Annotated in this window: 17 protein-coding genes and 1 other annotated feature; of the genes, 10 read left to right on the top strand and 7 right to left on the bottom strand. The window is 40.9% G+C overall.

All coding sequences use genetic code 11. The features are described from left to right. The first annotated feature begins 473 nt into the window (after nt 1-473). The 3 genes from J2X07_RS14555 to J2X07_RS14545 all read left to right on the top strand — a co-directional run bounded on the left by J2X07_RS14555 (nt 474) and on the right by J2X07_RS14545 (nt 3,049). Nucleotides 474-1,574 (top strand): fatty acid desaturase family protein, encoded by a 1,101-nt coding sequence (locus J2X07_RS14555; protein WP_310260164.1) that lies wholly within the window; start codon nt 474-476, stop codon nt 1,572-1,574. A gap of 324 nt (nt 1,575-1,898) precedes the next feature. Beyond that, nucleotides 1,899-2,696 carry an aminoglycoside adenylyltransferase domain-containing protein gene (locus J2X07_RS14550; RefSeq protein ID WP_310260161.1) on the top strand — a complete coding sequence of 266 codons (798 nt, stop codon included), beginning with the start codon at nt 1,899-1,901 and terminating at the stop codon, nt 2,694-2,696. Between the two features lie 32 nt (nt 2,697-2,728). After that, a complete protein-coding gene (locus J2X07_RS14545; RefSeq protein ID WP_310260158.1) occupies nt 2,729-3,049 on the top strand; it encodes a hypothetical protein in 321 nt (106 codons plus the stop codon). 116 nt (nt 3,050-3,165) lie between these two features. Here the strand turns inward: J2X07_RS14545 and J2X07_RS14540 are convergent, their stop codons facing one another. The 3 genes from J2X07_RS14540 to J2X07_RS14530 form a co-directional block, all read right to left on the bottom strand. Further along, nucleotides 3,166-4,827: a glycoside hydrolase family 13 protein gene (locus J2X07_RS14540; protein WP_310260155.1), complete on the bottom strand. Its 1,662-nt coding sequence runs from the start codon at nt 4,825-4,827 to the stop codon at nt 3,166-3,168. A gap of 67 nt (nt 4,828-4,894) precedes the next feature. Beyond that, complete coding sequence (locus J2X07_RS14535; RefSeq protein ID WP_310260151.1) at nt 4,895-5,698, bottom strand: endonuclease/exonuclease/phosphatase family protein; 804 nt, start codon at nt 5,696-5,698, stop codon at nt 4,895-4,897. A 3-nt stretch (nt 5,699-5,701) separates the two neighbouring features. Then, the gene (locus J2X07_RS14530; RefSeq protein ID WP_310260148.1) at nt 5,702-7,369 is read right to left on the bottom strand and encodes a PTS transporter subunit IIBC; all 1,668 of its coding nucleotides are present in this window, start codon (nt 7,367-7,369) and stop codon (nt 5,702-5,704) included. 670 nt (nt 7,370-8,039) lie between these two features. Here J2X07_RS14530 and J2X07_RS14525 point away from each other — a divergent pair. From J2X07_RS14525 to J2X07_RS14510, 4 genes are all read left to right on the top strand, one after another. Then, nucleotides 8,040-8,537, top strand: a complete 498-nt coding sequence (locus J2X07_RS14525) for a PTS sugar transporter subunit IIA (RefSeq protein WP_310260146.1) — start codon at nt 8,040-8,042, stop codon at nt 8,535-8,537. Between the two features lie 33 nt (nt 8,538-8,570). Then, complete coding sequence (locus tag J2X07_RS14520) at nt 8,571-9,521, top strand: aminoimidazole riboside kinase (protein WP_310260143.1); 951 nt, start codon at nt 8,571-8,573, stop codon at nt 9,519-9,521. Nucleotides 9,522-9,599: 78 nt separating this feature from the next. Then, nucleotides 9,600-9,786 (top strand) — a binding site (T-box leader). A gap of 86 nt (nt 9,787-9,872) precedes the next feature. Beyond that, on the top strand, nt 9,873-11,255 hold the full coding sequence (locus J2X07_RS14515; protein ID WP_310260140.1) for a glycine--tRNA ligase: 1,383 nt from the start codon (nt 9,873-9,875) through the stop codon (nt 11,253-11,255). A gap of 335 nt (nt 11,256-11,590) precedes the next feature. Then, a complete protein-coding gene (locus J2X07_RS14510) occupies nt 11,591-12,694 on the top strand; it encodes a M24 family metallopeptidase (RefSeq protein ID WP_310260138.1) in 1,104 nt (367 codons plus the stop codon). A 286-nt stretch (nt 12,695-12,980) separates the two neighbouring features. Here the strand turns inward: J2X07_RS14510 and J2X07_RS14505 are convergent, their stop codons facing one another. Together J2X07_RS14505 and trhA are read right to left on the bottom strand one after the other, a co-directional pair. Next, the gene (locus J2X07_RS14505) at nt 12,981-13,166 is read right to left on the bottom strand and encodes a DUF6954 family protein (RefSeq protein WP_310260134.1); all 186 of its coding nucleotides are present in this window, start codon (nt 13,164-13,166) and stop codon (nt 12,981-12,983) included. 21 nt (nt 13,167-13,187) lie between these two features. After that, nucleotides 13,188-13,829, bottom strand: a complete 642-nt coding sequence (trhA, locus tag J2X07_RS14500) for a PAQR family membrane homeostasis protein TrhA (RefSeq protein WP_310260132.1) — start codon at nt 13,827-13,829, stop codon at nt 13,188-13,190. Between the two features lie 155 nt (nt 13,830-13,984). Between trhA and J2X07_RS14495 the strand changes: the two genes are divergently transcribed. Continuing rightward, nucleotides 13,985-14,857 (top strand): GNAT family N-acetyltransferase, encoded by an 873-nt coding sequence (locus tag J2X07_RS14495; protein ID WP_310260128.1) that lies wholly within the window; start codon nt 13,985-13,987, stop codon nt 14,855-14,857. On the opposite strand, the gene J2X07_RS14490 is transcribed toward J2X07_RS14495, so the two are convergent. Continuing rightward, entirely contained in the window at nt 14,858-15,325 is a 468-nt protein-coding gene (locus J2X07_RS14490; RefSeq protein WP_310260125.1) for an NUDIX hydrolase, read from the bottom strand. It abuts the gene before it with no gap. Between the two features lie 102 nt (nt 15,326-15,427). On the opposite strand from J2X07_RS14490, the gene J2X07_RS14485 reads away from it, so the two are divergent. Beyond that, nucleotides 15,428-16,393, top strand: coding sequence for a YbgA family protein (locus J2X07_RS14485; RefSeq protein ID WP_310260123.1), 966 nt, complete (start codon nt 15,428-15,430; stop codon nt 16,391-16,393). Here J2X07_RS14485 and J2X07_RS14480 read toward each other — a convergent pair. Beyond that, on the bottom strand, nt 16,370-17,314 hold the full coding sequence (locus J2X07_RS14480) for an AEC family transporter (RefSeq protein ID WP_310260121.1): 945 nt from the start codon (nt 17,312-17,314) through the stop codon (nt 16,370-16,372). The two genes, J2X07_RS14485 and J2X07_RS14480, sit on opposite strands and share 24 nt — an antisense overlap. Nucleotides 17,315-17,393: 79 nt before the next feature. On the opposite strand from J2X07_RS14480, the gene J2X07_RS14475 reads away from it, so the two are divergent. Further along, complete coding sequence (locus tag J2X07_RS14475; RefSeq protein ID WP_310260118.1) at nt 17,394-17,891, top strand: Crp/Fnr family transcriptional regulator; 498 nt, start codon at nt 17,394-17,396, stop codon at nt 17,889-17,891. Nucleotides 17,892-17,914: the final 23 nt, after the last annotated feature.

The raw sequence follows: 17,914 nt of genomic DNA, 5'->3' as shown, positions 1-17,914 counted from the left end.
CCTCAAAATTTTGAACACAATATTTTTTTTGAATATTTTGTGTTTTATGTTAATAGTTAACAAGAGTGGACATGTCTATAAAATGTCCATTATTGATTAAAAAGAAAACAGGGAGTTTGTATTAGGTAAAATGTTACATTTTTTTGGGAAGTACTATTCCTTCTTTTTTTTACCTGAATGAACTACTTATTTTTTTGTTTTTATCCAACAGCGTCTAGGAAATATTTTTAAGCTGTGAAATGAAAATAGGAAATAGCAAAATTCATGTATAAATTACAGTGAAAAACCCAAAAAATAAAATGGAAAACCATGCGGGAAATAAATTGTTTGGGGTCAGACCCCAAATTTATACATAGGTCGATTATACCAACTATTAGTACCTGGTATTAAAAATGGTTGCTTCATAAAATAAAGCCTGTTACGATGAACAAGTACGACAATTCGGAAGAGTTAGATTGAAAGGGGTTGGGCGTTTGAAAGACTTACAATCTTTTGGCTGGTACGCAGCCAAAATCGCTCCCAAATTGCCGAAAGAGGCATTCAAACCAGTACCATCAAGGTTATGGGGAGGATTAGCATATTTATTAATAGCTATCGCCGGTATTTTAGTAATCGGCTTATTAAATAATTTACATCCTGGATTAGGAATTGGAATTGCGATCATTTTAGGAACATGCTTTGCCGGAATGGGTTTTTTAGGACATGAAATCTTGCACGGAACGGTGATTCGCAAGCCGTGGCTGCGTGACTTTTTAGGAGCAGTTGCCTTTTGGCCGTTAAGTGTTGGGCCAAAGTTGTGGCGCAAGTGGCATAATACGACTCATCACGTGCACACACAGCATGATGAGAAGGATCCTGATGCATGGCCGACACTCGAAAACTTGTCACATAATTCTTTCTTGCAAAAAGTGTACAAGCTTCCGATGTGGATGCGATCTATCGTAAGTTTTGCGTTTTTGTCGATTTCGTTTACGACGCACGGACTGTTCATGTTTAAGCGCTTTATTAAAGAATTCAAGCCAAGCAAACGGCCATCTGTTTGGATTCAGCTGTTGTTGCCATGGGCGACATGGATCGGTTTGTTAGTATGGCTCGGACCTATTAAGTGGTTCTTTGCTGTATTGATTCCGCTCTTGATTGCAAATGCAATCGTCATGAGCTATATCTCTACTAACCACCGCTTGAATCCAATTACGGACGTGAACGATCCGCTCGCTAACAGCTTGACGGTTACTGTACCGAAGTGGGTGGATGTATTGCATTTCAATTTTTCTTATCATACGGAACATCATTTGTTCCCAGGTATGAGCCCGAAATATTATCCGCTCGTGAAAAAGTACATTAAAGAAATGTGGCCTGAACGCTATCACGAGATGCCACACTGGCAAGCACTCGTAACGCTTTGGAAAACACCGCGTATTTATATGAACAACAATCAATTTATCGATCCAGTACCAGGCAACGTGTATCAATCGCTTGGGCATGGACTTAATCCTAGTCGCATCACGTACCAAAAAGGTGAACGTGATCAAAAAGTTGAAGCTCCAAACCAAGAGCCAAAAAGCATCCATTAATTTGGGTGCTTTCTTTTTGTATCAGCCATTTTTCTAAAAGATTGTTGCATTTGGGCCATTTTTGTAAAGTGACTTCATTGATAAGTTGATTGGAGAGCAAGGTGAGAGGCTCTTGCGGGAGCAGAGGGACGGGTGAGACTCCACAGATGCAAAGCGTCGAGGAGGCTCATCGCACGCCCCGCGGAAAGTGAGCATCCTGAAACGGAAATCAACCTCTCAAAAAAACAACAAAGGTTACGAAAACAACCTTTAAGATGATCCTAACCAAAAACCTTTTCCCATTTTATTGTAAGTTTCTTTATAATTAATGGCAGGGGGGATAGGATGGAACATTTACGAGATGATGTACGCGAATATTTGGAGCTTTACACTGCACTTTTATTAGAGGTTATGCCTGCAGATCGGATTCATGGTATCTATCTTTATGGTTCTCTTGCGCTTGGTGCGTTTGATCCTGATAAAAGTGACATTGATTTTATTACGGTGCTAAATGGTAATATTAGTAAAGATGAAATAGAGCAGCTGAAGCTTGTTCACTTGAGAAGCAATTCCCATCATTACGGTGCAAAAATGGATGGCTCTTACTTGACGATTGAACAAATCGGTAAGCAAAATCATGATTTAGAACGTTATCCATTTTATGCTGAAGGAAAAATGCATAATGGTCATTATGATTTAAATAACATAACTTGGTGGCTTCTTCAGACCAAAGGGGTCGTCGTGTACGGAAAGCCGATTTCCACGCTGAATTTAAATGTTCAGTGGAGCGATGTTCAATCGACACTAAATAATAACTTAAATACATATTGGAACGAAAAATTAGAACGCGACATGTGTTTCTTTTACGATGACTGGGTCGAATTTGGCGTGATAACGGTTTGCAGAATTCTCTTATCTTTAAAATACGAATCTATTTTCAGCAAAACAGAAGCGGTGGCAAAGACTTTGCCGTTATTACCGGCATTGTATCATCCGATTTTATTGGAAGGATCACGATTACGAACCAACCCTGAATCGGAGTCGTACTACCATTCAAAAGCCGTTCGAAAGGAAGACATGAAGCGTTTTTTGACGTACATTATTTCCTATTGCAATGAAACATATGTATTGGAGAAAGCGTAGTAATAAAAAAAGTTTGAAGTCGGGGGATGGAAATGAAAGAAGAAATGTATTGCGAGAGTTGTTTAATGCCAATAAAACATCGAGACGATTTAGTGACGGTTTGGGCGTACTTTAAATTGAGACCTTATCACTCAGCGTGTTATGCGAATTCTTTAAAAGGAGCAGCTACCTTTTTTGTAAGCAACACCCCGATTAATGGTTTTTCTGGTAACTTTACAGCGATTGTTGCGTTTCTTCTTGCATGGATTCCTTTGTTTACGAATATAACGGCTGGGATTAGTGTGGTTTGTGTACTGATTGTATTAACCCGGCTGTACTCCTATTTTACATATGAGAAGAAACTGCCGTTATAAAGTAAGGCTGTCACGAATGTGGCAGTCTTTTTGAATGAGAAGTTTTTATGAACAATAAATCAATTCAAAAAGGAAAAAAGCTGACACAGTTTGTATCAGCTTTTATTATTTCTTAATTATAAAACGCGGTAAACGCGTGCTTCATAAGGCTGAAGTATAATGCTTGTTAAATCATCGTGTCCTGTAGTGTCCAAGTTTGCAAGCAGTAGGTTTTCTGAGTTTAGCAGGAGCTCAGATTCAAACACTGCTTCACTCTTAGACAAGTTCGTGATCACGACTACTTTTTCTTCGCCTAATGTGCGTGTGTAGGCATAGATTTGCTTATCGTCTTTAAGCAGCAAATCATATGTTCCGTACGTGAAAATTTCGTTTTCTTTCTTTAGTGCAATCATCTTTTTGTAGAAGTTGAGGATCGATTTTTCATCCTTTTCCTGTTTTTCTACGTTGATCTCTGTATAGTTCGGATTCACTTTCATCCATGGAGAAGCCGTTGAGAAGCCGGCATTAACTTCGCTGTCCCACTGCATTGGTGTACGGCTGTTATCACGGGAAGATGCCCAGATTACGGCCATGATGTCCTCATGTGATACGCCTTCTTCACGCTTGATGCGGTACATGTTTTTCACCGCTACATCATCATAGTCTTCGATTGATTCAAACTGCACGTTTGTCATGCCAATTTCCTGGCCTTGATAGATGAATGGTGTACCTTGCATAAGGAAATACATCGCACCCATGCTTGTTGCGCTTTGGTACCAATATTCTTCGTCGTTGCCCCAAGTGGAAACAACACGGGGTTTGTCGTGATTTTCGATGAATAATGCGTTCCAGCCTTCTTTTTCAAGGCCTTTCTGCCAGCGAGTCAGCACTTTCTTCAATTCGACGATATCGAGTTCAGGGTTCGTTTCTGCATCCCAAAGTCCTAAATGTTCGAATTGGAAGATCATGTCCATCTTACCTTGTTCTTTACCTACCCAAAGATCAGCTTCATCGATTTTTACACCGTTCGCTTCACCAACCGTCATCACATCGTAGTTTGCATATGTGCGGTCTTTGAACTCTTGAAGGAACGTGTGGATCCCTTTTTGGTTCATATGCATATCGAAGGAAGAAACATATTTTTCTTTCTTCGGATTTGGCATATCAGGGAATCCAGGACGTTTTTTAATGTGGCTGATTGCATCGATTCGGAAGCCGTCAATTCCTTTATCAAGCCACCAATTAACCGTATCGTAAAGAGCATCACGTACTTCAGGGTTTTCCCAGTTCACGTCAGGCTGTTTAGTTGAGAATACATGAAGGTAATATTGGCCGGTTTTCTCATCATATTCCCAAGCAGATCCTGAGAAGATGCTTTCCCAGTTGTTTGGCTCTTTACCGTCTTTGCCGTCTTTCCAAATGTACCAGTCGCGCTTCGGATTGTCTTTTGATGAACGGGATTCGATAAACCATTGGTGCTCATCGCTCGTATGATTCAGAACGAGATCAATGATCAATTTCATATCACGTTTGTGCACTTCGTTTAATAAAGCATCGAAATCTTCCATCGTGCCGAAGTCTTCCATAATGTCCTGATAATCTGAAATGTCATACCCGTTATCGTCATTTGGAGATTTGTACATCGGGCAGATCCAGATGACATCGATTCCTAAATCCTTAATGTAATCCAAACGCTGAATGATCCCTTTTAAATCACCGATTCCGTCTCCATTTGAATCTTGGAAGCTGCGAGGGTAAATTTGATAGCCAACGGCTTCTTTCCACCAAACTTTTTCCATAATGTTACCTCCATCGTCTCTTTACAACAGGGCAGGGGATACCTCGGTACGGCACCCTGCTAGTCTGTTAGTTTTCTAATTGTATTGTTACTGTGACACCGGCATGATCGGATACAACCGGTGTTTCTTTTCCGTTAAAACGCACAGCTGAATGTTTCACGTTTAACGGCTGGTTGCTTAAGATGTAATCGATTCGGCGTCCATCTTCAGCTCCGTTTTGATTCCAGCCTGCGATCGCACCTTTAATCGTAATGCCATCGTCTTTCTGTTCAGCCATTTCGAATGTGTCATAAAATCCTTTCGCTTTGACATAATCGAAGCCTTCGTCTCTTACGTTGGCGTCGTTGTTCAGATCGCCCATTAAGAAGGAAAGCCCCTCTTTAGGAACATGTTTCATTAATGCGTCAATCTGTTCTTTAAAAGGTGCAACCTCATCATTCCACCAGCCGAAATGGCCAGAGAAAAATTGAATATCTTTTCCTTGATAGGAGACAGCAGCCTGCACGATTTTTCTTGTTTTCCAGTTGTTCATATCTTGGAGTTTCGTCACAAAAAAGCTTTTATTCGAGTGAATCGGATGGCGGCTTAATATTGCTAAACCTTCTTCGTACGTAACAAAACCATAGTGCGCCATATCCCACACAAAATCGTAATCGTGAATACCGAGCTCCTGTAAAAGCTGAATCAGCACTAATGCATAGTTATCTTGCTTGATTTTTCCCTTTACAAAAGGAGCGTCAATGGATTGCATGACCTCCTGAAGCGCGATGACATCGTAACGCTCACTCGCAATGTCGCGAGCCAGGCTCTCTAGCTTTTCCATCTGGTTTTCTTCTTGCCAGCCGTGGACGTTCAATGTTAATAGTTTCATGGATTACATCCCCAAACGATCTTGAATATCGGATTTTAATACGTCCGCTTTTGGTCCGTAAATTGCTTGAACTCCTTTATCTTTAAGGATCAGACCAAGTGCGCCGTTTTCTTTCCATTCTTTTTCGGTTGCAACATTATTGATATCTTTTACGGTTACACGAAGACGAGTCATACATGCGTCAACGTCTTCAATATTTGCTGATCCACCTAAAAGGCCAATGATCGCTGAAGCTTGAGAGTTATCTAGTCCTGCAGCTGCTTCGGTTTGAGCCGGTGCTGCAGTAGAATCAGCCTCTGTTGTTTCGATATAATTTCCTGCACGGCCAGGTGTCGGCAAGTTAAACTTTTTGATCAATACATAAAAAATGGAGAAGTTCAGTCCAAAGAAAAAGATACATGTGAAAGCAAAGTTGATTAAGTCGCGTGTCAGTCCTGCTTTTACGAGTAATGGTGTACGCGTTAATAGTTCGATAAAACCAAATGCGTGAACACGCACATGAATCAAGTCAGCTACTGCAAACGCAAGACCAGTTGTGATTGCATACACCACATAAAGAAGGGGTGCTGCAAACATGAACATGAATTCGATCGGCTCTGTCACACCTGTCAAGAAAACAGCAAGTGCAGCAGAGAAAAACATAGACTTATATTTTGTACGCTTGTCTTTATCAACGTTCATGTACATGGCAAGAGCGATCGCAACAAGTGAAGCGGTTGAAAGAACGACTTGTCCCATTTTAAAGCGGGCAGGTACAACATCATTTAATAGTGTGTTATAAGAAGCTGTGTCTCCTGATGCGCGGAAGTTGTTCAAGTCATTGATCCAAGCGAGCCATAACGGATCTTGTCCAGCTACAGACGATCCAGCGCCTGAACCCGTCATAATTTTATACGTTCCGCCAAGTTCTGTGTAGTTGATCGGCACTGTCAGCATATGGTGAAGTCCGAACGGCAATAGTAAACGCTCTAACGTACCGAAAACAAACGGCGCGATAACTGGAGCTGTATTGCGTGATGTTGCGATCCAGCGCCCGAAATCATTCAGAGCAGACTGGATAAAAGGCCAAACAATAGCAAGTACTAAAGCTGTAAGCACAGACCATAAAATAACGGCAAAAGGAACAAAACGCTTTCCGTTAAAAAACGCTAACGCGTTTGGAAGCTTGTTGTAGTTATAGTATTTATTAAAAAGTACAGCTCCAAGGAAACCGGAGATAATCCCGATAAAAACACCCATGTTTAGAGCAGGTGCACCGAGTATGGATGTAAAGTAATCTCCAACGATCAATTTTTCACCAAATAGAGATTTTACCTTAGCTCCTTCTTCGAGCATCATTGCACTGTTCACACCAAAAATGGCACCTGTAATGCGGTTGATAAGTATAAAAGCAATAACTGCAGCAAACGCACCGCCAGCACGTTCTTTTGCCCACGAACCACCAATGGCCACCGCAAACAAGATATGGAGATTTGTAATGATGGCCCAGCCGATATCTTCCATAACACGGGCAAGCGCTTGCACAAATGCGATGTCATCAGCCGTCATGGCGATTACCTTACCTAGTGATATCATTAAACCGGCAGCTGGCATAACCGCAACTACTACAAGCAGTGCTTTACCAAGCTTTTGCCAGAAATCAAACGAAATGAGTTTTTTACGTTGTTTCAAAACGATTTCCTCCTTTAAGTATATATCTTTCTTTGATGTTTTGAAATCGCATTCATTAGATTGCGAGATAAATGTTTTAAACGTTTACAAATTTGTATAGACATGTATGGTGCAATCGTTTGCATGAAGTGATTGTAAAATAAAACGGTTACATTTACAAGTATTATTTTCTTTTTGTCTTTATAGGATGCTCTTTCTTAACTCTCGTTTTTTAAATAGGTTGTTGCTAAAAATAGATTTTGAAGTTCTTCAGTGACTGGTTAATTGAAGCGAGCCACAAAGAGCGGAAATTAACCTCACCTAAAAGCAACATTGTTTACGAAAGGCTCTTTTCTTAAATAGTGTTGCTTTTTTTATCTTTTTATTGTGTTCTTTGACAGTTGATTGGAGTAGAAGGTGCGAGACTCCTGCGGGACAGGCGGGCAGGTGAGACACTTATACGTGAAACGTACGAATGTGGCTCACCGCCTGCCCCGCGGAAAGCGAGCAACCTGGAACGGAAATCAACAACTTTCAAAAGCAACAATGAATACGAAAACAGTTTTACGAAAACAACCTTTCTGTTTGACTTTATGATTACGCTTGCATTACTTTTAATTAAAAATGTTTTAAAGCAATCAGACAGGTGTAAATTATACAAGTATAGAGTGAGAAAGGTGAGTGATATACGATGTTTAATAAATTATTTGGTAAAAAAGAAGTGAAAAAAGAAGAAACAGTTGTTGCTCCAGTAACGGGAAAAATTGTTCCGATAGAGGAAGTACCCGATCCAACCTTTGCACAAAAAATGATGGGAGACGGAATTGCGATTGAGCCTTCTGAAGGCTTAGTTGTATCGCCTGTTGATGGGGAAATCGTGCAGTTCTTTCATACGAAACATGCAATCGGCATCAAATCTGAAACCGGTGCCGAAATTTTGATCCATGTTGGCTTAGAGACTGTAAGCATGAACGGCGAGGGCTTTGAAGGATATGTAAATGTAGGTGACAAAGTCAAAGCGGGAGATAAACTTTTAAGTTTTGATATCGATTTGATCAAAGAGAAGGCATCCAGCACGATTACGCCGATCGTGATCACAAACGGTGATGAAGTTGAATCATTGGACAAGCGAGCAGCTTCTGAAGCTGTTAAAGGTGAAACGTCTCTGTTGCAGCTGAAAATGAAATAATTCAAATCGGCTTTTCAAAAAGGGGGGAGTGGTATGAAGCAGGGAGTCATTTCGCTAGGTGAAGCCCTCGTTGATTTTATCCCGACAGATGAAACGAATATGACGTATCAAAAAAGTCCAGGCGGTGCACCAGCTAACGTGGCAGTCGGACTGGCAAGACTCGGCTGTCCATCTACTTTTTTAGGCAAGGTCGGGGATGATGTTCTTGGCCGTTTCATGATCGACACGCTCAAGGGATATGGTGTGAATACGTTTCATATGTACAAAACAGAACATGTACGGACAGGGGCTGTCTTTGTGACATTATCTGAAAAGGGCGAGCGAGAGTTTGATTTCTACATCAATCCGAGTGCTGACCGCTTTTTAGATGAAAAAGACGTGCAGCCGAGCTTGTTCCAAGAGCATAAAATTTTTCATTTTGGATCGATTTCGCTCATCGATGAACCTTCTAAAAGCGCTACTGAAAAATCGGTAAAACTAGCCCGCGATAACGGTATGTGGGTTTCATACGATCCTAACTTAAGGGTTTCTCTTTGGAAAACACCTGCATTAGCACGTGAAAGAATTCTTTCCATGCTGCCACATGCGGATATTGTTAAAATTTCAGAAGAAGAACTGGAGTTTATAACTGGTCTTAAAAAGGTGGAGGAAGGGATAAAAATCCTTCAGCAATACGATATTCCGCTTCTTTTCATCACTTTAGGCGAAGACGGAAGCTATGTGGTCACAAAGGAAGGCGGTGAGTACATCCCTGCAAAAGCAACAGCAGCCGTTGATACTACAGGTGCCGGGGATGCTTACGTTTCTGGCATATTATATGGATTGAACGCGTATAATGGTGAACTCAATGACTTATCTCTGGAAAAAGCGTGTGAGCTGGCACAGTTTGCAAGCATATCCGGCGGGCTCGCTGTATCCGTGAAAGGCGCGATGACAGCTCTTCCAACTTTGGAACAAATTCAGCAAGAGCTTGCACCAAAATAAAGATTTACACATATAATACGAAAATCTTTTGACTAACGTTTTTGTTTTTTGGTAATATTACTTTATTATATAAACGAATATGCAGCCATGAAGGATAAATAGTAACTAATTGATTTTCTTTTTAGCGAGCCAGGGGCGGTGCAAGCCTGGTAAGAGGCATTAGTGAAACGGCAGTCCGGAGTTGCTTTATGAAAAGAGGATTCGTTATTTTTTCTAACGGATCAACTAGGGTGGAACCGCGGGAGCTATAACTCTCGTCCCTGGGCATAGCGCCTTGGGACGGGAGTTTTTTATTTTTTATAAAAAAGTCCTTTCCATATAAGGCAAAAACCAAAATGGGAGGAATAAAAAATGTCTAAAAACATGGAAACCATCACAAATCATGCGAAACACCGCGGTTTTGTATTTCCGGGTTCTGAAATTTACGGCGGTTTGGCAAACACGTGGGATTACGGTCCTCTAGGTGTTGAGTTAAAGAACAACGTAAAAAAAGCTTGGTGGAAGAAGTTTGTTCAAGAATCTCCATATAACGTAGGTCTTGACGCAGCAATCCTGATGAATCCCCGCACGTGGGAAGCATCCGGTCATATCGGAAACTTCAATGATCCGATGATGGACTGCAAAAACTGTAAAGCGCGTCATCGTGCAGATAAATTGATTGAAGATGCGGCTGAAAAAGAAGGTAAAGAAATCATCGTAGACGGTCTTCCGTTCGAAAAGATGGAAGAGCTTGTAAAAGAGTACAACATTGCTTGTCCTGAATGCGGCAGCCATGACTTCACAAGCATCCGTCAGTTCAACTTAATGTTTAAAACACATCAAGGTGTTACAGAATCCAGCTCAAACGAAATCTATATGCGTCCTGAAACAGCACAAGGGATTTTCGTTAACTTTAAAAATGTTCAGCGTACGATGCGTAAGAAACTTCCGTTCGGTATTGCACAAATCGGTAAAAGCTTCCGTAACGAAATCACGCCAGGTAACTTCACGTTCCGTACACGTGAATTCGAACAAATGGAGCTTGAGTTTTTCTGTAAGCCAGGTGAAGAGATCCAATGGTTCAACTATTGGAAAGATACAGCTGAAAAATGGCTGAAGTCTCTCGGTATGACAGATGAAAATCTTCGTCTTCGTGACCATAATGAAGATGAGCTTTCTCACTACTCAAATGCAACGACTGACTTTGAATACAAATTCCCGTTCGGCTGGGGCGAGCTTTGGGGTGTAGCATCCCGAACTGACTTTGACTTGAAGCGTCACATGGAATTCTCTGGTGAGGACTTTAACTATATTGATCAAGAAACGAACGACCGTTATGTTCCTTATTGCATCGAGCCTTCATTAGGTGCTGACCGCGTAACATTAGCATTCTTGATTGATGCTTATGAAGACGAAGAGCTAGAAGACGGCACGAGCAGAACGGTAATGCACTTGCACCCGGCACTTGCTCCATATAAAGCAGCAATCCTGCCATTATCTAAAAAGCTTTCTGAAGAAGCAACAGAAGTATTCGGTTCACTAGCGAAAGACTTTATGGTAGATTACGATGAAACGGGATCAATCGGTAAACGTTACCGCCGTCAGGATGAAATCGGTACACCGTTCTGTATCACATACGACTTTGATTCAAAAGAAGATGGCATGGTTACAGTTCGTGACCGTGACACGATGGAACAAACGCGTGTGAAGATTGCAGAACTGAAGAGCTTTATTGAAGAAAAAGTACAATTCTAATTAAAGGCTGTTTTCACAATCTTTGTTGCTTGTGTGAGTAGTTGATTTTCGTTCCAGGATGCTCGCTTTCCGGGGGCGTGCGGTGAGCCACCTTGGCACTTTGCACCTGAAGTGTCTCACCTGTCCCGCTAATCCCCCAGGAGTCTCGCACCTTGCACTACAATCAACTTGTCATGAGGGGAAAATGAGGAATTTTTGGGGAAATGCCTAATTTAAAAATAAGCACACATATGCTACTTGCGATGTGTGCTTCTGTTTTTTCTTTGGCGTTTATTTTACAATAGACAGTGAGAGATTAATTTATTAGCCTGCGGGCTTTTATTGGAGGTATACATATGAACGAAGGACGTATTCAAAAGGTTAAGGATTGGCTAAAGCAAGAAGGACATACATTTGCGTTCATTCACACGACGGCAAACGTATTCTATTTGTCAGGTCTATTCACAGATCCGCATGAACGTGTGTTAGGAGTAGTTGTACTTCCTGAAGGGGAGCCGTTCATGTTCTGTCCAGGGATGGAACGCTCTCAAGCGAAGGGTGCCGGCTGGACGTACGATATCGTAGGATACAGTGATTCTGAAGATCCGTGGCTAAAGGTGCAAGAGGCACTAGCTAGCCGAGGAGTGACTACTGCTTCGTCCGTTGCCGTTGAAAAAGAAACACTTCCATATGCACGCGGAGAAAAACTAGCTGGTATGTTTGAAGGTGCTAAGCTAGTTGGTGCCGAAGAGCTGATGAACGAGCTCCGCTTGATTAAAGAAGAAAGCGAGCTAGAAACATTGCGTGAAGCAGCACGTCTTGCAGACTATGGTGTTGAAGTAGGTGTTTCGGCACTTAAAGAAGGCGTAACGGAGATGGAAGTACTTGCGAAGATTGAGTACGAACTGAAGAAAAAAGGGATCAGCCAAATGTCGTTTTCAACAATGGTATTGTTTGGTGAGAAGGCAGGACAGCCACACGGTAAGCCTGGTTTAAGAAAACTCCAGCACGGAGATTTTGTTCTGTTTGACTTAGGTGTCGTTTTAGATGGTTATTGCTCAGACATCACTCGTACTGTAGCGTTTGGCGATCTGGATGAAAAACGCCGTGAAATATACGATACGGTGCTGCAGGCACAGTTGAAAGCGCTGGAAGCATCTAAGCCAGGAACACGTATCGGTGACCTTGATGTGATCGCTCGTAACCACATTACAGAAGCAGGATACGGTGACAACTTCCCGCACAGAATCGGTCATGGTCTTGGAATCGATGTTCACGAATTCCCATCTATGAGTGATAACAACGACGGAATTCTTCGTCCAGGCATGACGTATACGATTGAGCCAGGCATCTATATCGATGACATCGGCGGCGTACGGATTGAAGACGATGTAGTCGTAACAGAGAATGGATACGAAACATTGACGAAATATCCAAAAGAACTGCAGATTATTAAATAAAAAATAGTGATGATGAGCGAACTTCCTATATTTTTGGGAAGTTCGTTTTTATTTTTGCAGTATTTAGTTGAGATTTATATGGTTGATGCTCTGAATGAAGATCTCCTGGGTGATAATCCACCGAGAAATGACGATAATCCACCGAGAAATGACGATAATCCACCGAGAAATAGCAATAATCCACCGAGTTTTGATCAGATACTCCCGAGTCGACAAGTTTAGACACACTTACATGATAAAAAAAAAGAAAAAACTCCTCATTAAGGAGTTTTACGTTTGAATGATTTTAATTTCTGCTCTTCTTAATCGCCCATTTATAAAGGATGTACAACAAAATAAAAATCATTATAACAACAACCAATGTCACAATTCGCTCTCCCGCTGTTCCATCTGCAAATAGTACGGGTCCGAGTCCAAAGAATGCTACCAGCAAGAACGCAATCGAAAACATAATTCGTAAAATAATTTTCATCTAACATCACCCCTTGTTATTCTAGGAAAGAGGCAATACATAAAACATCATGAGGAAATGAGCGATGCTTCCCGCTAATACGAATACGTGCCAAACCGCATGATGAAATGGAAAGCTTCGCCATACATAAAAAATACTGCCGATTGTGTAAATAATTCCGCCTGCTATAAGTAAATGTATGCCTGCTGACGGCATGTTCGCTGAAATATCATGGAGAGCAAATGTAATCAGCCAGCCCATTGCGACATAACCAAGAGTGGACAATACAACGAATTTTTTCGTAAAAAATGCTTTAAAGACAACTCCAAAGAGAGCCAATCCCCAAACGATGCCAAACAAAGTCCAGCCTAACACACCGCCAACAACAATCAGCACGATCGGTGTGTACGTTCCTGCGATAAATAGATAGATCGCGGCATGATCCATGATCTCGAATAGATCCTTCACCTTGCCTTGTGGAAAAGCATGTACGAGTGTTGAAGCTGTATAGAGTAAAAGCATCGTCCCGCCAAAAACAGCAAAACTTACAATATGAACAGCTGTTCCTTTCCAGACGGCAAACACGAGCAAAATAGAAGTTACAGCAACACTTAATAAAACACCGAGTCCATGTGTGATGGCATTTGCAATTTCTTCACGCTTTGAAAATACATGTGTACCCATACCGAACACCTTCCTTTACGTTAACGCCATTATAGCAGAAATCCCCTCACTTTATTCAAATAAAGACATTAAGATTATATGAAAAGAAGGAATCAATTTGTAAAAAATTGAAATATATCAATCTATAGATAGAAAAAAAAGAGAGGGTCATTTTTATGGAAGTTACACGGTATTCAACCATTCCTGCCTTTTATGAGGAAGTGGAATCCTTTTTACTCAGTCAAGAAGACAGAGCGGGGATCATGCTTGGAAACTGTATAAGTTTTAGAGATAAAGAATGGGAAGAAGAAAAACCATTCTTAGCCACGGTGAAAGAAAACGGAAAAATAATGCTGGCGGCTATGCTCGTTCCGCCGTACGCGCTGCTGCTGCTAGAAAAAGAAGAAGCAGATGGAATCACTGCTGTTCCTCATCTCGTTGCATATTTAATAAAAGAAGATTACGCGATCCATAAGATTATGTCACCGAAAGCAGTAGGAAAAGTTTTTTCTGAACAATGGACAAAAAAGAATAGGTTAGAAGAAAAAGTGCTGATGGACCTTAGACTTTATACATTGAAGTCGGTCATACAACCAGCGGCACGTCCTGGGAAACTGCGTCAAGCAAGAGCTGAAGACATGTCGTTTTTACCAAATTGGGTACGAGGGATGACAGAAGAAACGAATCAATTGGTAACAAAAAGTGAAGCGGAGGAGCTGGCAAAAACGAAATTGGAAAGCGGCTCTCTTTTTATTTGGGAAGAAGACGGCCGTGCCATATCCATGGCATCCAAAACGAGACCCAATGTTAAAGGGGTATCTGTGAATCTCGTTTATACGCCAAAAGAGTGGAGAGGAAAAGGGTATGCAAGCTCACTCGTAGCGGCATTGAGTGAACACCTTTTGAAAGAAGGGTATGAATTTTGTACCCTGTACACTGATCTCGCTAACCCGACGTCTAATAAAATCTATCAAAACATCGGTTATGTTCCTGTATGCGACTATATCGAACTGAAGTTTAATCAAAAAAGAACAGAAACGCCGGCTTAATCACCGGTTCGCTCTGTTCTTTTCTTTATGTTCGAGAAATAAGGCTATGTATTTTGTTGCACCTTTTAACAATCCTTCTGGAAGCCGATCTGCAGCAAAATAACGAAACTCATAAGATTCATCTTCATCAATACATAACTCTCCAGTTACTTCGCTAGCCGTATAAAGAGCGGTTACACAATACATTTCATCACCATTTGGAACTTGTAAATAATGATCAGCTCCAGAGTAAACATGAAGTTGTGTTAAGCCGGCAATATCAAATCCCGTCTCTTCTTTTACTTCGCGTATTGCTGTTTCTTCAAAACTTTCGCCCAGCTCCATCAATCCCCCCGGGAGTCCCCAGCCTCCATCACGGCGGTGCTGTAATAAAATCTCATCTTTGTCGTTTGTAATGATAACAACCGAACCAGGTAAAATGAGCGGTGCACTTCCGACATGTTTTCGTAAATCTTCATAATAGGCCACTTGATCTCTCCTCTCGCTACCCAACATTTTACAGAATTCGTGATAAAAATTCATTTAAATAGGGGAAGAATGGTAAAAACAATCATTAAAGGGAGTATAGAAATGGAAGCATACGCTAGACCGCGAGTAGTTGTCAGTAAATGTTTGGAGTTTGAAGCATGCCGATATAACGGCGATGTGATATACAATAATGTAATCAAAAAACTCATGGATTATGTAGATTTTGTACCTGTTTGTCCTGAAGTAGAAATAGGGCTCGGTACACCTCGGGAAACGATACGTATCGTAAAAAAAGTGCATGAACACTTATTGATTCAGCCATCTACAGGGCGAGATGTAACGGCCGATATGCATTCATTTACCGATAATTATTTATCCACGGTAACCGATACTGATGGATTCATTTTAAAAACACGCTCTCCATCATGCGGTGTAAAAGAAGTAAAAGTATATGCTTCGACTGAAAAAGGACCAGCGATCGGGAATGCCAGCGGTTTGTTCGGCGGGAAAGTGGCAGACCGTTTTTCCCATTTAGCTGTTGAGGAAGAGGGACGATTAAACAATTTTACGATTCGGGACCGGTTTTATACAAAGCTCTTTACACTCGCTTCGTTTCGAAGAGTGCTGCCAAAAGGGTTAGATGCGATAATGGCGTTTCACGATAATAATTATTATTTATTGATGGCATACAGCAGGCCGACTTTAAAGGTGATGGATCGTATATTAATTAAAGCACAGGAAAATGGCGAACGGTTAACCATTGAACTTTATTCTAAAGCACTGCACAAAGTCTTTAATCGTGCTGCTCGAAATGATTCGAACCGGAATGTGGCAAGAGAGATTTTTAAGAGGTTTGAGTCAAATCTGTCACCTAACGAAATCAGCTTTTTTCATGAATTAATGCAAAAATACAGTGACAAAAAAGAGCCTTTCTCGAGTATTACGACTCTTTTAAAGGCACATGCAGTACGTTTTGATGACAAAAAATTACTAAAGCAAACCTTTTTTCGGCCGTATCCCGAAATACTTTTAGAAATATCGGATTCAGGAAAGGGAAGAGATTACTAGCAGCAATCCATATAGAGCTGGTATCGTAAAGCAAGAGAGCAGCGTACTGAGTGCAGCACCAGCTGCTGCAAATGCTGCATCTTCTCCATAGCGTTCAGCATACATGGAGATCGTTGGAGCAGAAGGCATACCTGCGATTAATATGGCTGCTGCAAGAATCGGAAAAGGAATAGAAAATATAGTGAATGGAATCAAAAGCAACGGAAAGAGAATTAATTTATAAAATGAAGCAAGCCATAACCATTTGTTTTGCAGAAAATGTTTGATTTCTCTTACGGATAAAGTACCTAACAATGAACCGATCAACAACATGGAAAGGGGAACTGTAGGTTTCCCGACCATCTCTAATGTACTTGATAGACCCGGGGGAAGGGTTCCAGGAAGAAGCATAAATATAAAACCTGTTAAAGTAGCTAATATGCCTGAGTTTAGAAAAATATTGCGCCATTTCAATGCATCTGAATCTCGCGCAAAAAGATATATGGCATATGACCAGATGATCAGTAAATAAACAAAATTATAAAATGTTCCATACAAAACGCCTTCTTTTCCGAATAAAAGAAGACAAACGGCAATCCCTAAGAATCCTTGATTACCAAATATCATGATTCCTTCTAAAGCATTCCTCTGCAGCTTAGGAGGTTTTATTTTTTTTACAGAGATGGAAGCAATGAAACTGGATAATAAAAGTACAAAAGCGGATAAAAAAGAAAGCCATCCGAATTGTTTTAAATTTTCCACGGAAAAAGAAACATCCATCCCGAACAGTATAAGAGCTGGGAGGGTCACATTTAAAATAATGGCTGTTAAAACCTTCTCAGTACGTGTTGGTAAGACTTTTTGTTTTCGAAGGATATAACCTAATAGTGCGATACTGTACAATAAAAATAATTCCTGTATAAAGAAAAGAAAATGGTCCATATCCCTCAGCCTCCTTTTTAAATAGTATGGAGGTTTAAGGAAATAGGTGTGGAACGTCGAAAAAAGGGAGAGAATCTTCGTGTATTTAACAAAAGGGGAAACATTATTTCGTCAAGGAGAAGAAGGACCTTTATTCAGGCTGGAAAAGGGTCTGTTAAAAATTGTCCGCATTCATGAAGATGGGAGCCAAGTGCTGTTAAATTTAATCGTACCGGGTGAAGTCATACCGCATCATTCGCTGACGAGTCCAAAAGAGTACAATGGTTCAGCTATTGCATTGCTTGCTTCAGAAGTTGAAAAAATAGATCCAGTGAAGTGGTACAGTTCATTAGATGAAAATCCAAAAATGTATAAAGAAGTTGCTCACCTTTTAGAAAATAAACTTCGGATGATGCAGCAAAGAATCAACCAAATGTCCATACTGACTCCAGAGGGGAAAGTGTTAAAGCTCAAAGAATGGTTCGCAAGTTATTTTCCTGATGTGCCTGTAGAAAAGGTACTGACACAAGAGGAAATCGGACAGTTTATTGGTCTGAGAAGAGAGACTGTCAATCGGGTCTTGAAAAAGCTCAATTAAAATGTCAAAGAATTTACATATAT

Source organism: Fictibacillus barbaricus (assembly GCF_031457135.1).
Lineage (GTDB): Bacteria > Bacillota > Bacilli > Bacillales > Fictibacillaceae > Fictibacillus > Fictibacillus barbaricus_A.
Note: the sequence above shows the minus strand (reverse complement) of the source record. Positions and strands in the feature narration are given on the sequence as shown.

What these genes read in the sequence shown, in the direction of transcription:
- J2X07_RS14535 (WP_310260151.1), bottom strand. Translation starts at nt 5,698, where the DNA reads ATGAAACTATTAACATTGAACGTCCACGGCTGGCAAGAAGAAAACCAG.
- J2X07_RS14505 (WP_310260134.1), bottom strand. Translation starts at nt 13,166, where the DNA reads ATGAAAATTATTTTACGAATTATGTTTTCGATTGCGTTCTTGCTGGTA.
- trhA (WP_310260132.1), bottom strand. Translation starts at nt 13,829, where the DNA reads ATGGGTACACATGTATTTTCAAAGCGTGAAGAAATTGCAAATGCCATC.
- J2X07_RS14520 (WP_310260143.1), top strand. Translation starts at nt 8,571, where the DNA reads ATGAAGCAGGGAGTCATTTCGCTAGGTGAAGCCCTCGTTGATTTTATC.
- J2X07_RS14540 (WP_310260155.1), bottom strand. Translation starts at nt 4,827, where the DNA reads ATGGAAAAAGTTTGGTGGAAAGAAGCCGTTGGCTATCAAATTTACCCT.
- J2X07_RS14545 (WP_310260158.1), top strand. Translation starts at nt 2,729, where the DNA reads ATGAAAGAAGAAATGTATTGCGAGAGTTGTTTAATGCCAATAAAACAT.
- J2X07_RS14515 (WP_310260140.1), top strand. Translation starts at nt 9,873, where the DNA reads ATGTCTAAAAACATGGAAACCATCACAAATCATGCGAAACACCGCGGT.
- J2X07_RS14495 (WP_310260128.1), top strand. Translation starts at nt 13,985, where the DNA reads ATGGAAGTTACACGGTATTCAACCATTCCTGCCTTTTATGAGGAAGTG.
- J2X07_RS14550 (WP_310260161.1), top strand. Translation starts at nt 1,899, where the DNA reads ATGGAACATTTACGAGATGATGTACGCGAATATTTGGAGCTTTACACT.
- J2X07_RS14525 (WP_310260146.1), top strand. Translation starts at nt 8,040, where the DNA reads ATGTTTAATAAATTATTTGGTAAAAAAGAAGTGAAAAAAGAAGAAACA.
- J2X07_RS14480 (WP_310260121.1), bottom strand. Translation starts at nt 17,314, where the DNA reads ATGGACCATTTTCTTTTCTTTATACAGGAATTATTTTTATTGTACAGT.
- J2X07_RS14510 (WP_310260138.1), top strand. Translation starts at nt 11,591, where the DNA reads ATGAACGAAGGACGTATTCAAAAGGTTAAGGATTGGCTAAAGCAAGAA.
- J2X07_RS14485 (WP_310260123.1), top strand. Translation starts at nt 15,428, where the DNA reads ATGGAAGCATACGCTAGACCGCGAGTAGTTGTCAGTAAATGTTTGGAG.